The sequence below is a fragment of the Lysobacter sp. 05T417 genome (genome assembly GCF_056396405.1).
On the sequence record NZ_JBFTLK010000005.1, the window covers coordinates 64,419 to 78,157 of the forward strand.

Sequence of the window (13,739 nt, forward strand, 5' to 3'; positions counted from 1 at the left end):
GAAAGCGCGTTCAGCGGTTCGGCTTGGCCACCGGGTCCATGGCCGCCGGGGCGGCCGCAGGTGCCGATGCAGGTGCCGCCGCAGGCGCCGACGCAGGTGCCGCCGCAGGCGCCGCCTCGGTCTCGGCATGGCGCAATGCATCGCTGAGATACCAGTGGCCATCGCGGCGCTCGACCGCCAGCTGCGCCCGTATCTTCTGCCCGGCCAGCGTGTAGTCCAGGGCGACGCGGGCGTGGTCCCCGTCGCGCTCGATCAGGGTCGCCCTGGCGCTGCCCAGGTCAGCGTCGACATCGAGGCCGTACGTGGCCAGGACCTGTTTGAAGCGGCCGAAGAACGGGCCAAAACGCTCCAGGCTGCGCTGCATGCCCAGCTGGCGGAACCTGTCCGGGCCGCCGGCCAGGCCGGTCTGGCGCGCCGCCGCGACCAGTTGCGGGATTGCCCGGCGCGCACGCTGCGGGTCGCCCAGGGGCGCCTTCTGGCCCCAGCGGCTGACCGCGGCGACGAGTTGCGCGTAATGGGCGCGCTCGTCGGTGCTGTAGTCGCCTTCCTTGTGCAGGTACTGGGTCGCGAACAGGCCCAGGGTCGACGCCGCCGAGCGTAATTCGGCGCCGGCACCGGAGAACTGGCGGTTGTAGGTGGCCAGCAGGTGCTGCTCGGCGCCCGGCTCGGCCAGCGCGGTGATGAAGGCCGGCAGGCGGTCGTCGAGCGGCAGCTCGGTCAACGGCCAGCGCGTGCGGCCCTCGTTCCAGGCCAGGTCCAGGCGCGCGTACAGCGCCGGCGGAACGGAATGGCGGGCGTAGGTGGCGAAGTCGTTGCTGCGGAGGTCCGCGATCAACTGCTCGACCGCCTGGGCCGGCTCGGTCGGGGTGGGCGCGGCCGCCGGCGCAGGCGCGCGCTCGCAACCGGCCCCGGCCACCGCGGCAACCAGGAGCAGCGCGGCGGTGGCGCGTTGGATCAATGGCATGCGGTGCGGTTCCCCTGTCGCTGGGTCCGAATCTTGGCCGTGGGCCGGGTCGGCGGCAAGCCGACACCGTCGCGAAACGGTGCTCCGCCGGGATTCCGCCGGAAATTTCCCCGTTCAGAAATACAGGTGACACAACGTGACAGCGATTGTCACCTTTGGACCTTTAGGACAAAAGTGTGATGGAAATCTCGTTCAGCTTTGTCAAATCTGGCGGACTTAACGCTCGTTTCACGTCCTGAAACCGGTTTTGCGACGGTTGGCACACTTCCTGCTTTCTACGAATAACCCGGCATTTCCGCCGGCACGTCAAAGCGCAGATCGCGCCCCCGGAGAATCTGGAAATGAACCTGCTCAAGTCGTCGCTGCTCGCAGTTGCCCTCCTTGCCACCGCCCCGCTGGCGATGGCCGCTACCGCCACCGCTTCCATGAACGTCACCCTGACGCTCAACAACAGCTGCACCGTTGCCGCCAATCCGCTGAACTTCAACACGCAGACGACGCTGGCTGCCGCCATCGACGCACAGACCACGATGACCGTCACCTGCGTCTCGGCCGGTCCGTACACCGTCGCCATCGGCGCCGGCGGCGGCACGGGCGCCTCCTTTGCCTCGCGCAAGATGACCGGTCCGTCCGCGAACACCGTCAACTACTCGCTGTACGCTGAAACCGGCCGCACCAACGTCATCGGCGACGGCACCAGCGGCAACGTCACCCTGGCCGGCAGCGCCTCGGGCGTCACCACGTTCGATGTCTACGGTCGCGTGTTCGGTTCGCAGAACCCGAAGCCGGTTGGCGTCTACACCGACACCGTCACTGCTACCGTCTCGTTCTGATGAACCTGCGCCTCCCACTTGCGGCGTTCGTGGCCCTTACCCTGATGGGTGGGGTCGCGCATGCCCGCGGCCAGTTGCAAGCCCGACAGACCAGTGTCGACATGGCGCCCGGTGTTCGCGGTGGCCGGTTGCTGCTGGGCAACGGCGGCGACAGCCCGGTGGCGGCGCAGATCCGTGTATATGCGTGGACGCAGGACGGTGACCAGGATGTCCTGGAACCCAGCAACGATCTGACGGTCAGCCCGCCGGTGGTGGAAATCGCCGGTGGCGCAGACCAGCTGATCCGTCTCGTCCGCAACGCAGAGGCAGCGCCCCGGCAGGAATTGGCTTACCGGGTCGTCGTCGATGAGTTGCCCGGCGATCCCACCGCCTCGACCCAGAGCGCGGTGAACGTCCGGATGCGCTATCTCATTCCTGTGTTCGTCCGCGTTGCCGATCCGGCACCGGTCGCCCTCAAGTGCCGTCTGGAAGCGGCAGTGCTGGCCTGTTCCAACTCGGGCGGTGTCGCTGCCCAGTTGGGCGCAAGCCGCCTGCTGTCGGCCGACGGAAAGAGTCTGGAACTGACCCCTGGCCTCATGGGCTACGTACTGGCGGGCAGCTCCCGGCGCTTCACGCTTGAAAGCGACAAGCTCGGGTCCGGTCAAGCATGGAAGACGCTCGAGGTCCGGCTGAACGGTCAGCCGGCAAGCATTGAACTGTCGTCCGGGCGTTAGGAACCATCGCCTCGCGCAAGCGCTGGCGATCGCATTGTTCGCGATCTGCGCACCGTCCACCTGGGCGGCGGCGGGCTTGCCCGCGGGCCTGGATGAAGAGGCCCCGACGGCGGCCTCCCAGCGCGCGCTGATCGCCGCGCCGCAGGCACTTTTCCTCGACATCGTCATGGACGGCCAGATCGTGCGGCCGCTGGTGCGATTCGAAATGTTCGAAGGCCGACTGTCGGTCGATCCGGCCGATCTGGATGCGATCGGCCTGGTCATGCCCGACAACGTGACTGCAGACCCGAACGGCCGTGTCTCGCTCGACGCGATCGAAGGCCTCAGCGCGATCTACGACGCATCGATGCAGCAGGTGACGCTCATTCCTGCCGCCAACATGCGCCGCGCCAACCGCTTGGGCTACCAGGCGCCGGCGCCGATCTCGGTCAATCGCGACCAGGGACTGGTGCTGGACTGGGATGCCTATGGCCGTCACTCCGACGACAGCGACACCGCGTCGCTGGGCACCGGCCTGCGCTGGTTTGGCCGGTTCGGCAGCCTGCAGAGCTACGGCGTCAGCCGCAGCGGCGACCAGGACGACGGCTACCTGCGCCTGGACACGCGCTGGACGATTTCCGACCCGCAGCGCATGACGACCTGGACCGCCGGCGACCTGATTTCCGGTGGCCTGGCGTGGAGCCGGCCGGTGCGCATGGGCGGCCTGCAATGGCGCCGCAACTTCAGCGTCCGCCCCGACCTGATCATCTACCCGCTGCCGGAGTTCAGTGCCAGCGCGGCGGTGCCGTCGGCGGTGGATCTCTACGTCAACAACGTCCGCCAGTACAGCGGCCAGGTCGATCCGGGCCCGTTCGTGCTCAGCGACTTCCCGCGCCTGGCCGGCGCCGGACAGGCCGTGGTGGTGGTGACCGATGCGCTGGGGCGCACCACCCAGACCAGCGTCCCGCTGTATGTCGACTATCAGCGCCTGGCCCGTGGCCTGAGCGATTTCTCGCTCGAAGCCGGCCTGCTCCGGCGCAACTACAGCCTGGAGTCAGACGATTACGGGCAGCACCCGGTCGCCAGCGCCAGCATGCGCCACGGCATCACCGACAACTTCACCGGCGAGTTCCATGCCGAGTACGGCGAGCGGTTGAGCCTGGGCGGCATCGGCTTTGCCTGGTCGCCGCTGGGCCGCTATGGCGTGTTCACCGGCAACTACGCACACAGCTCCAACTGGCACAGCGGCCACCAGTACGGCGGCGGCTACCAGTGGTTCGGCCAGCGCGTCGGCTTCGACGTCTACAGCCAGCGCGCGACCGAGGAATACCGCGACCTGGGCTCGCTCGAAGAGGGCGGCTTGCCGTTGCTGCGGCAGGACCGTGCATCGGCCTGGGTATCGATCCCGCGCGGCTCGATCTCGCTTTCGTGGATCCGTTACCAGGACCACGACAATCCGACCAGCCGCACCAAGGGCATCGGGTTCAACCAGAGTTACCGCAACTTCGCCTGGACCGTCAGCGCCTTCGACGACGATCGTTCGGGGCACGGCGTTTCGTTGTCCATCAACGTGCCGCTGGGCCGCGACATCGATGCCTCGCTGTCGGTCGACCGGCAGAACGGCGACACCGACGCCGTCGCGGCGCTGCGACGTCCGTTGCCCTATGGCGGCGGCCTGGGCTGGGAAGTGCAGGCGCGCGACGGTGGCGATGGCGTGCTTGGCGTCGGCTGGCGCGGTCGCGCCGGCGACGTCTGGGGCGGCGTGGACAGCTTCGGCGGACAGCAGAGCGTCTACGGCCAGGGCAACGGCAGCGTGGTGCTGATGGGCGGCGAACTGTTCACCAGCCGCGCCGTCACCGACTCGTTCGCGGTCGTCTCGACCAACGGCATCGCCGACGTGCCGATCCTTTATGAGAACCGCGTCGCCGGCCGCACCAATGCCAACGGCTTCCTGCTGCTGCCCGAGCTGCGTGGCTGGCAGCGCAACCGCATCGCCATCGACCCCGATGGCCTCGCGCCCGACCTGGAAGTGCTGTCGGTGGAACGGCTGGTAACGCCGCCCGATCGCAGCGGCGTGCACGTGCCGTTCCCGATCCGGCAGGTACACAGCGCCAACCTCGAACTGCTCGACCGCGAGGGCAAGCAGGTGGAGGCCGGCACCCGCGTGGTCCGTCAGGACGGAAGTCCGGCCATCGTCGGTTTCGACGGCACCCTCTGGCTCGATCGATACACTCCCGGCGAAAGCCTCACCTGGACCCGCGCGGGCATCACGTGTTCCGCGGTGGCCCCGGCGCTGCCCAGCAATTCGGCACAGGACAAACTGACGGTGAAATGCCGCAGCGAGGACACACCATGATGCGTCGCTACACCATTGCGTTGGCCCTGCTCGGCTTGCTCGCGTCGTTGCTGATGCCGGGCACGGCCTCGGCGGCGATCACTTGCCGCATCGACAACGCCACCGACCTGAACTTCGGCACGCTGACACTGCCGGTGGGGGCGACGACATCGACGGTGACGGTCAACGCCAGCTGCCAGGGAACCGCCAATGCGGACGTTGGCGACGATGTCCTGGTGTGCGCCGGCACCAACAACGGCGGCACGCCCCGCTCGATGACGCGCGCCGCCCCGGTGGCGTCGTTCTACTACGACATCTACACCGACGCGACCTATTCCCAGCCCGCCAATTACACCTACAACGCCCAGACCACGATCACGATCACCTCGCGAAACACGTGGATCACGCGGCCCATCACGTTGTACGGACGGGTATCGACCGTGCAGCCCACGGCGCCCGCGCCGACGCCGGGCACATACACCGAATCGATCAGTGCCGTCTGGGGTTACTCGACGGCGGCCAATGCCAACTGCGCGAGCAACGTCTCGCCGGCGACACCCAACTACACCTTCACCTCGCGCGCCACGCTCCAGGGCAGCTGCCTGATCGCCGCGCAGAACATGCCGTTCGGCAGCTACACCTCGCTGGCCGTGGCCCGCGATGCGCAGGCCAACCTGACGGTCACCTGCACCAACGGCACCGCCTACACGGTCAAGCTCGACGGCGGCCGCTCGGGCAACGTCGCCACCCGCCGCATGTACCTCAACGGCGTCGGGCCACAAACGGTCAACTACAACCTCTATACGACCGCCGCGCGCAACGTCATCTGGGGTACCGGCACGACCGGCTCCACCGTGATTGGCACCGGCACCGGCGCGGGACAGGGCACGGGGCAGACGCTTACCGTCTACGGTCGCGTGCCGATCACGCCGACCTTCACCGCCGGCACCTACAGCGACGTGGTCACGGCGACCGTCGAGTTCTGACTGACGCGCCAGAAAAGAAAAAGGAGGCCGTGGGCCTCCTTCAAATCCGGCTCGCACCGGATGGACGTCGAGTTGTGGCATGGCTCCGGCTCGCGCCGGACGGAGGGCAGACTAACCGCCCTCCGGAGTTAATGCAACACCTGAAGTAGTGTTGCGTAACCTATTGAATCTAATGGCATGAAACATGCCGACCAGTGGGTCTGCGTTTACGGCGCCACATCCAGCGCCTCGCGCTTGGCGGCGCGGCGCGCCTCCAGCGGCTGCGCCCAGTCGTTGTTGAACGTCGCCGGCTCCCACGAGCCATAGCTCGGGTTGGGCAGCATCCACCAGCGTTCGCCGAACCAGTCGCCGTATTCGTCGAGCAACTGCGTGCGGCCCTCGCGGGTGTTGGCCACGACCTGGACGAAGTCGCCGAGCTGGTCGCCGAACTGCATCAGCACACGGTACTGCTGGCCGGCCAGCTGCCGGCGGCAGTTCTTTTCGCTGCCGTTCTGTTCACAGCCATCGAGGAGGGTGCCCAGGCCGAGGAACACGCTGTCGTCCTTGACCGGCATGCCGACCGCCTTGAGGTTGGCGATGGTCGCGTCCTTCAGGTGCACGGCGCGGTTGGACAAGTAGAGGATGGTCACGCCCTTGGCCGTTGCGGCCTTGGCGAACTCGACCACGCCCGGAACCGGCTTGGCCTTCTTCTCGGCCACCCAGGCGTCCCAGCTGACCTCGTCGTAGGCCTTGCCGTCGCGGATCAGGCGCGCCTGGTAGGGCGAGTTGTCGAGGACGGTCTCATCGACGTCCATGATCACGGCCGGCTTCAGGCCGGTGGCGGCGTTGCCGCGCTCATCGGGGACCAGCGCGTCCCAGTTCTTCTCGGCCAGCGCCACGCCGAGCTTGTCGGCGGCGGCGCGATAGACGGTGGTGGTGGCGGCCTGGTACTCGGCCGAGGCCCGCATCCACAGCACGGCGTTGAGGTTGTCGTCGGCGGCCACCGCGGCCGGCTTGGCGGCAGCTGCGGCCGTCGCGGCGGCTACGGGTGCGGCGGCGTCCTGCGTCGCGGGCTCGGGCGCCGGCGCGCGCTGGCAGGCGGCCAGCATCAGGGCGCCGGCGAGAACGGACAGGGTGAGGGGGCGCGGCATGAAGGAGCGTGGTCGCATCGCAATGGCTGGTGTCGGGTCGGGCGGCGAGTGTAGCCGAGCCCGGCGCACACGCCATGACAGACCGCCTCAGAGCGTGGCGGCCTGCAGCGAGACCTGCTTGCGCCCGTCGGCGACCCATTGCTGCCCGACCTCGCGAAAACCGAAACCGGCATGGAAGCGTCGCGAGGCCTCGTTCGGCGGCCGCGTGTAGAACTCGCAGGTCACCGCCTCGACGGCGCTGGCGCGGGCGAATTCGAACAGGTCGCGATACAGGCGCGCGCCGAGCCCGCGCCCCTGGTGCGATGCCGCGACCACGACCCGGTCGATGTAGAGGAAGCGCGGGTAGCGGCCGGCGAACCAGAGATAGTTCGGGCTGTCGTACTGCGCACCCTCGCGGAACGCCAGCAGGAAGGCGACGACGCGGTCGCCTTCGCAAAGCACTCGGTGATAGGCCGACTGTGAATCCAGCTGCAGCAGGCGCGCCGCATCGAGCGGGCTCAGCATCTCTTCCTCGGCGAGGTTCAGCGCCAGGATCGCCGGATGATCGGTGGCTTGCGCCGGACGCAGGACGAGATCCATGCGGATGCTCAGGGGGCAGGGAACTGCATGGTGCCAAAGCAGCACCCGAGTCGAAAGCGGGAGTTAGTCGCGCGGCCTGCCAAAGGCGAGCCAGGCCAGCAGCACGGTCAGGACCACGAGGGTCACCACGATCACGGCAAAGCCATGCCCCATCTGCAGCGGAATGCCACCGACATTCATGCCGAACAGGCCGGCGATCATGTTGACCGGCAACGCCAGCACGGTCACCACCGTCAGCACGAACAAAGTGCGGCCGGTCTGCTCGTTGACCAGCGCGGCCAGTTCTTCCTGGATCAGCTTGACCCGTTCGACCAGGGCGGCCGAATCGCCGATCGCGGTGGAGAACTCCTCGGCGGCCTGCTGCAGGTCCTCCAGGTCGTCCCCGCTGAACCACTCCGGCGGCCGGTTGAGCAAGCGGAACAGCGCCGTCGGCTCAGGCGCCAGCAAGCGCTGCAGGCGCACCAGCGAACGTCGCAGGGTGCCCAGCTCGGTGCGGTCGGTGGCGATGCGGTTGGCGAGCAGGCGGTCCTCGATGCGGTCCACGCGTGCGGTCGACTTGCGCAGGATGTCGCCGAGCACACTGGCCTGGTCGCGCAACAGGTGGGCGAGCAGTTCGACCGGCGAGCGGAACACCTGGCCGGTGCGTACCGCCGATCGCAACTGGTCGACCGAGCGCAGTGGCCGCAGGCGCGCGCTGACCAGAACGCGCGGACCGATGCAGATGCTGGTGGTGCCGACCTCGGACGCATCGAACGTCGAATCGAACAGGACGTCGTGGATGACCGCGACCAGGAAACCGGCATCCTGCTCGAGGCGGGTCGAGCCGACCTCGCTGCGCAGCGAGTCGTAGAACCCGTCGGGCAGGTCGAGGTGGCGGCGCAGGTAGCGTTCCGAGCCGGTGTTCGACAGCGAGAAGTGCAGCCAGATGAACGCCTCTTCCGGATCGTCGCCTTCCTGGGCGAGGAACGCGGCCGCCGCATCGGTACTGATCGACTGGGCCGCTTGCCCCGGCGCAAACCTGTAGCCCCAGATCAGTCCGTGTTCGTTCGAGCCGTAGCTGGTGTCGGTGATGCGCATCGTCGCGGGCCCATTGGAGTTGAAGCGGATGCGCCGGCATCCGGACGCTGAATGAGGCCAGAGACAGGTTGCAGCAGATCAGTCGCCGCTGCTGGTGGCCGATGCTACGCGCCTGTGCCGGCGCCGCGCCAACGATCAGGACGCTTCGTACAGTTCGATCGGCAGGCCGTCGGGGTCGGCGAAGAAGGTGAAGCGGCGGCCGGTGTACTCGTCGATGCGCAACGGCTCGACGGCGATGCCCTGTGCCTGCAGCTCCTCCGCCGAGGCGGCGACATCGACCACCTCGAACGCCAGGTGGCGCAGGCCCCGGGCTTCGGGGTAGGACGGCCGCGGCGGTGGCGAAGGAAACGAGAACAGTTCGAGCTGGCCGCCGTCGGGCAGGGCCAGGTCGAGCTTCCACGAGTCGCGCGCCTGGCGGTGCACTTCGGCCAGCACGCGCAGGCCCAGCACCTGCGTGTAGAAGTGCTTCGAGCGCACGTAGTCGGCGCAGATGATGGCGACGTGGTGGATGCGGGTGAGCTGCACGGCGCTACTCGTCCAGCAGCGCCCGGATCGCCGCGAAACCCGCCACCGCTCGCTCCTGCTTGCGCGCCGCGTCGGCGACCGGGTCGGCGCCGTCGCGCTGGATCTCCGCCACCGGTAGCTCGTCGAAGAAGCGGCTCGGTTTCAGGCGGATCTTGTCGCCCCAGCGCTGGGTCTCGCGCGAGTGCGACAGCCAAAGCTGTTCCTTGGCGCGGGTGATGCCGACGTAGAGCAGGCGCCGCTCTTCCTCCAGGCTGCCCTCTTCCAGCGCCATTTCGTGCGGCAACGTGCCGTCCTCCATGCCGACGATGAAGACGTAGCGGAATTCCAGTCCCTTGGCGCCGTGCAGCGACATCAGCCGCACCTGGTTGCCGGCATCGCCCTTGTCGGCATGCGACAGCAGCGCCAGCTGCGCGGCCAGTTCGCCGGGGCCGGAGTTCTTGCCGCCGTCGAACCAGTCGGCCAGTTCCTCCAGGTTCTCCTTGCGGCGCTGGAAGCTGGCCTCGTCCTTGCACTGCGCGCGGATCGCCGCGAGCAGGCCGCTCTTCTCGGCGAGCACGCGCACCAGTTCCGACGGCGGGATCTTGTACGCCTCGCCACGCAGGTGGCGGATGATGTTGACGAAACCGTCGAGCGCGTTGCCGGCACGCGGTGCCAGCTGCTTGAGCATGCCGATCTGCTCGGCCGCGCGCGACATCGGCATGCCGGCGTGCTGCGCCATTTCGGCGAGCTTGGACAGCGTGGTCGCGCCGACCTCGCGCTTGGGCGACTGCACCGCGCGCAGGAACGCCGCATCGTCATCGGGATTGGCGATCAACCTCAACCACGACAGCGCGTCCTTCACTTCACCGCGCTCGAGGAAGGCGGTGCCGCCCGACAGGTGATAGGGCACGCGCAGCAGCTGCAGCGCCTTCTCCAGCGCGCGGCTCTGGTGGTTGCCGCGGAACAGGATGCAGAAGTCGCTCCACGGCGCCTGCTTGGCGGCGGCGAGGAAATGGATCTCGGCGGCAACCTTTTCCGCTTCGTGCGCGTTGTCGCGGCACTCCCACACGCGGATGCGCTCGCCGTCGGCCTGGTCGCTCCACAGGGTCTTGGGGTGCTCGTGCGGGTTGTGCGCGATCAGCGTGTTGGCCGTGCGCAGGACGCGGTTGGAGCAGCGGTAGTTCTGCTCGAGCTTGATGATCTCCAGCGCCGGGTAGTCCGTGCCCAGGTTGAGCAGGTTGTCCGGGTTGGCGCCGCGCCAGGCATAGATCGACTGGTCGTCGTCGCCCACGCAGGTGAACAGGCCCTTGTCCCCGGCCAGCCCCTTGAGCAGGCGGTACTGGGCGTCGTTGGTGTCCTGGCACTCGTCGACGAGCAGGTAGCCGATGCGCTCGCGCCAAGCCAGGCGCACGTCCTCGTCGCCTTCCAGGATCTGCACCGGCAGGCGGATCAGGTCGTCGAAGTCGACCGCATTGAACGTCGACAGCCGCGCCTGGTAGCGCTGGTACAGCAGCGCCGCTTCCATCTCGCGCGGGCTCTGCGATGCAGCCAGCGCCTCCTCGGGCGAGAGACCGGCGTTCTTCGCGCGCGAGATGAGGTTGCGTGCGTTATCGATCACGTCGTTCTTGCTGCCCGGCGGCAGCAGGTCCTTGATCTGCGCGGCGCTGTCGTCGCTGTCGAACACCGAGAAGCCGCGACGCAATCCGACCTTGGCATGGTCGATCTGCAGGAAACGCAGCCCCAGCGCGTGGAAGGTGCACACGGTGAGGCCTTCGGCGGCGTCGCCCTTGATGCGCTTGGCGACGCGCTCCTTCATCTCCTTCGCCGACTTGTTGGTGAAGGTGATGGCCGCGATTCGCTTGGCCGGCATCCGCCCGGATGCGATCAGGTGCGCGATCTTCTCGACGATGACGCGGGTCTTGCCGCTGCCCGCTCCGGCGAGCACCAGCAAGGGGCCGTCGGTGTGCAGGACGGCAGCGCGTTGGGGAGGGTTTAGACCGTGCATTGAAGGCTGTTTGCTGCCGCGGTTGCGGCGGCGTATTGTGCCGCAATATCCCCCCCGACCTGGCGATTTGTGCCGTCGATGCGCTGATTTCGTCACCGCGGGGAGTGCGCCGGCACCCGCGATACCATGCCAGCGACAACATGGGACGCGCCGCATTTGACGGCCCCGGCGGCACCGCCCCTTCCTGCACCCACGGTATGGAGGAATCGCCATGGCAAACGTCTCCGCTCGCGGCAAGGCCTGGTTGGCAGGCGCCGCGCTTTCATTGCTTGCGGCCCCGGCCCTCGCCGAAGAGCCGCTCAAGCTGGTCACCGCCAGCTACATGCAGGTCGATGCCCAGCTCAAGGGCGCACAGGGGCATCCCAACGAGACCTGGCGCCTGAACGGGCTGAAGTCGTACCTGGCCGGGCATTACGACGAAGCCGAAATGCGCTTCGAGAACGCCGCGTCGTACGCCGACAAGTATTCGCAGCACTACCTCAGTCTCATGTACTGGTATGGGCAGGGCATGCCTGCCGATCCGGTGCGCGCCTACATCTGGAGCGACCTGGCCGCTGAACGCGGCGTGCCCCGCCTGCTGGTGATCCGCGAGAAGATGTGGGAAGGCCTGACGCCGGCGCAGCGCGAGCAGGTCGGGCAGCTCGGCCCCGACTACTACGCCCGCTTCGGCGACGAGTCTGCGCGGCCGCGTGCCGATGTCGAGATTCGCCGCTTCGCGCGCACCATGACCGGCAGCCGCATCGGCTACCGCAACCAGGCCATCGACATCACCCAGGGTGGGCCGATCAACGGCTCGTTCGGCAATGCCACCGCGGGCATGCTGGCGGCCTCCAAGCAGGTGGTCGGCAGCACCACCGGCGACGAGTACTACGCCGATGAACGCGCCCAGGCGCTGTCGTACTGGCAGGCGCAGGATGCCGAGCTCGGCAGCGGCTTGGGCAATGTCGGCGTGGGCCCGATGGTGCCGGCGCGGGACAAGCCGCCGCACTGAACATGGCAACCAGAGCAAGGGCACTGATCGCGGCGAGGTGGTGCAAAACCCCCTAATGTAGGAGTCACTTGCCACGACTCCACACATCAGGGGGAACCACATGCGCCTGGGCCTGGCGGCCAACCGCCTGCACCATCTGAGCGAAGACGCCGCATTGTTCCGCTGGCTGCGCGCCTGCGAGTCGGGGATCCGCGAGCTGCAGATCAGCCTGCATGTGGTGGGTCGCACATTCGATGCCATCGCCGCCGCCGGCATGCTGGCCGGTTACCCGGGCCTGCGCCGCTATCCGTACGGGCGCGAGGGCGGGCTGATGAAGCTGGTCGCGGAAGTGGTCGGCGTCGACCACGACGAACGCACCCTGGACGGCGCGATCTACCTGATCGACCCGGTCGATCCGTCGTCGGTGTTCCCCGAGGCGGCCGCGCTCAAGCGCCAGTGCGTGATCCACGGCAAGCCCTTCATCACCACGGTGGCCTCGGCGCGCGACTGGATCGAGACGGAGCGCATTCGCACCGGTCTGCTCGCCGACGTTTCGGCCGATCGCCTGCACGACTTCGAGTCGCAGACGCTTGCGTTGATCGCCCACGACGCCATGAAGCCGCAGATGCTGGCCTTTGCCGCCGAACACTTCGACCTGCTCTCGCGTTTCGCCCGCCGCGTCGCCACCGGCACCACCGGGCAGCGCCTGAACGAGCTGGCCTGGAGCCGCGGCTGGCCGCAGGGACGCCCGTGGGTGCACCGCTACCAGAGCGGCCCGATGGGCGGCGACGCCCAGATCGCCGACCTCGTGCTGGAGCGCCGCTGCCAGCGCGCAATCTTCTTCGAGGACCCGCACGTGGCGCGCCAGCACGAGGCCGATATCCAGCTGCTGGAGCGGGCCGTGACCACGGTGACCGACGAGGCGGTGTGCATCACCGCCCCGGCCGTTGCCCAGCGCTGGGCGAGTGCGGCAGCCGATCGCGCCAGGCGGCGCTGACGCCGGGCGCCGCCAGCACCGGCGCAGCCACTAAACTGTGCGCATGGCCAAGCTCTATTTCTATTATTCGGCGATGAACGCCGGCAAGACCACGACGTTGCTGCAGTCGGCGCACAACTACCGCGAGCGCGGCATGCGCGTGGCGATCCTCACCCCGCGCCTGGACGACCGCGCCGGCACCGGCACGGTCGCCTCGCGCATCGGCCTGCGGTCCGACGGCATCGCCTTCGAGCGCGACGACGACCTGGAGCGCATCGTCCGCGCCGACATCCTCGCCCACGGCCCGCTGCATTGCGTGCTGGTCGACGAGGCGCAGTTCCTGAATCGTTCCCAGGTCTGGCAGCTGAGCGAAGTGGTCGATGCGCTGCGCATCCCGGTGCTTTGCTATGGCCTTCGCACCGACTTCCGCGGCGAGCTGTTCGAGGGCAGCCAGTACCTGCTGGCATGGGCCGATGAACTGACCGAGATCAAGACCATCTGCCACAGCGGCAAGAAGGCGACGATGGTGGTGCGCGTCGATGCCCAGGGCCGCGCGGTGCACGAAGGCCCGCAGGTGGAGATCGGCGGCAACGACCGCTACATCTCGGTGTCGCGCGCCGAGTACAAGAAGATCATGCGCGGCGAGGGCACGATCGAGCCGGCGCAGACGTCGCTGCAGTTGAAGTAG

The 13,739-nt window shown here is 68.0% G+C and carries 13 protein-coding genes; 7 read left to right on the forward strand and 6 right to left on the reverse strand.

What is annotated here, in order from left to right; all coding sequences use genetic code 11:
• Positions 1–10: 10 nt before the first annotated feature.
• Entirely contained in the window at positions 11–964 is a 954-nt protein-coding gene (locus AC1DER_RS09930) for a hypothetical protein (protein ID WP_477248262.1), read from the reverse strand.
• Positions 965–1,305: 341 nt separating this feature from the next.
• Between AC1DER_RS09930 and AC1DER_RS09935 the strand changes: the two genes are divergently transcribed.
• The 4 genes from AC1DER_RS09935 (at position 1,306) to AC1DER_RS09950 (ending at position 5,810) form a co-directional block, all read left to right on the forward strand.
• Positions 1,306–1,797: a Csu type fimbrial protein gene (locus tag AC1DER_RS09935; protein ID WP_477248264.1), complete on the forward strand. Its 492-nt coding sequence runs from the start codon at positions 1,306–1,308 to the stop codon at positions 1,795–1,797.
• A complete protein-coding gene (locus tag AC1DER_RS09940; protein ID WP_477248266.1) occupies positions 1,797–2,510 on the forward strand; it encodes a fimbrial biogenesis chaperone in 714 nt (237 codons plus the stop codon). The genes AC1DER_RS09935 and AC1DER_RS09940 overlap by 1 nt, the downstream gene beginning before the upstream one ends.
• Before the next feature lie 76 nt (positions 2,511–2,586).
• Positions 2,587–4,845: a fimbria/pilus outer membrane usher protein gene (locus tag AC1DER_RS09945; RefSeq protein WP_441815540.1), complete on the forward strand. Its 2,259-nt coding sequence runs from the start codon at positions 2,587–2,589 to the stop codon at positions 4,843–4,845.
• On the forward strand, positions 4,845–5,810 hold the full coding sequence (locus AC1DER_RS09950; protein WP_477248270.1) for a Csu type fimbrial protein: 966 nt from the start codon (positions 4,845–4,847) through the stop codon (positions 5,808–5,810). Before AC1DER_RS09945 ends, AC1DER_RS09950 begins: the two co-directional genes overlap by 1 nt.
• Before the next feature lie 206 nt (positions 5,811–6,016).
• On the opposite strand, the gene AC1DER_RS09955 is transcribed toward AC1DER_RS09950, so the two are convergent.
• The 5 genes from AC1DER_RS09955 to AC1DER_RS09975 form a co-directional block, all read right to left on the reverse strand.
• Positions 6,017–6,940, reverse strand: a complete 924-nt coding sequence (locus tag AC1DER_RS09955) for a 5'-nucleotidase, lipoprotein e(P4) family (RefSeq protein ID WP_477357926.1) — start codon at positions 6,938–6,940, stop codon at positions 6,017–6,019.
• An 87-nt stretch (positions 6,941–7,027) separates the two neighbouring features.
• Positions 7,028–7,519, reverse strand: coding sequence for a GNAT family N-acetyltransferase (locus AC1DER_RS09960; RefSeq protein WP_477248291.1), 492 nt, complete (start codon positions 7,517–7,519; stop codon positions 7,028–7,030).
• Positions 7,520–7,582: 63 nt separating this feature from the next.
• The gene (locus tag AC1DER_RS09965; protein ID WP_477248293.1) at positions 7,583–8,596 is read right to left on the reverse strand and encodes a transporter; all 1,014 of its coding nucleotides are present in this window, start codon (positions 8,594–8,596) and stop codon (positions 7,583–7,585) included.
• A 135-nt stretch (positions 8,597–8,731) separates the two neighbouring features.
• Positions 8,732–9,121 carry an SMU1112c/YaeR family gloxylase I-like metalloprotein gene (gene gloA2, locus AC1DER_RS09970; RefSeq protein WP_477248295.1) on the reverse strand — a complete coding sequence of 130 codons (390 nt, stop codon included), beginning with the start codon at positions 9,119–9,121 and terminating at the stop codon, positions 8,732–8,734.
• A gap of 4 nt (positions 9,122–9,125) precedes the next feature.
• Positions 9,126–11,105, reverse strand: a complete 1,980-nt coding sequence (locus AC1DER_RS09975) for a UvrD-helicase domain-containing protein (protein WP_441815535.1) — start codon at positions 11,103–11,105, stop codon at positions 9,126–9,128.
• A 211-nt stretch (positions 11,106–11,316) separates the two neighbouring features.
• Between AC1DER_RS09975 and AC1DER_RS09980 the strand changes: the two genes are divergently transcribed.
• From AC1DER_RS09980 to AC1DER_RS09990, 3 genes are all read left to right on the forward strand, one after another.
• A complete protein-coding gene (locus AC1DER_RS09980) occupies positions 11,317–12,096 on the forward strand; it encodes a hypothetical protein (RefSeq protein ID WP_477248297.1) in 780 nt (259 codons plus the stop codon).
• A gap of 100 nt (positions 12,097–12,196) precedes the next feature.
• A complete protein-coding gene (locus tag AC1DER_RS09985; RefSeq protein ID WP_477248299.1) occupies positions 12,197–13,072 on the forward strand; it encodes a methylglyoxal synthase in 876 nt (291 codons plus the stop codon).
• Between the two features lie 43 nt (positions 13,073–13,115).
• Positions 13,116–13,739: a thymidine kinase gene (locus tag AC1DER_RS09990; protein WP_441815532.1), complete on the forward strand. Its 624-nt coding sequence runs from the start codon at positions 13,116–13,118 to the stop codon at positions 13,737–13,739.

Bases quoted from the DNA above. Each gene is read 5' to 3' on its own strand.
- AC1DER_RS09930 (WP_477248262.1), bottom strand. From the start codon at position 964: ATGCCATTGATCCAACGCGCCACCGCCGCGCTGCTCCTGGTTGCCGCG.
- AC1DER_RS09935 (WP_477248264.1), top strand. From the start codon at position 1,306: ATGAACCTGCTCAAGTCGTCGCTGCTCGCAGTTGCCCTCCTTGCCACC.
- AC1DER_RS09940 (WP_477248266.1), top strand. From the start codon at position 1,797: ATGAACCTGCGCCTCCCACTTGCGGCGTTCGTGGCCCTTACCCTGATG.
- AC1DER_RS09950 (WP_477248270.1), top strand. From the start codon at position 4,845: ATGCGTCGCTACACCATTGCGTTGGCCCTGCTCGGCTTGCTCGCGTCG.
- AC1DER_RS09955 (WP_477357926.1), bottom strand. From the start codon at position 6,940: ATGCCGCGCCCCCTCACCCTGTCCGTTCTCGCCGGCGCCCTGATGCTG.
- AC1DER_RS09960 (WP_477248291.1), bottom strand. From the start codon at position 7,519: ATGGATCTCGTCCTGCGTCCGGCGCAAGCCACCGATCATCCGGCGATC.
- AC1DER_RS09965 (WP_477248293.1), bottom strand. From the start codon at position 8,596: ATGCGCATCACCGACACCAGCTACGGCTCGAACGAACACGGACTGATC.
- AC1DER_RS09975 (WP_441815535.1), bottom strand. From the start codon at position 11,105: ATGCACGGTCTAAACCCTCCCCAACGCGCTGCCGTCCTGCACACCGAC.
- AC1DER_RS09980 (WP_477248297.1), top strand. From the start codon at position 11,317: ATGGCAAACGTCTCCGCTCGCGGCAAGGCCTGGTTGGCAGGCGCCGCG.
- AC1DER_RS09985 (WP_477248299.1), top strand. From the start codon at position 12,197: ATGCGCCTGGGCCTGGCGGCCAACCGCCTGCACCATCTGAGCGAAGAC.
- AC1DER_RS09990 (WP_441815532.1), top strand. From the start codon at position 13,116: ATGGCCAAGCTCTATTTCTATTATTCGGCGATGAACGCCGGCAAGACC.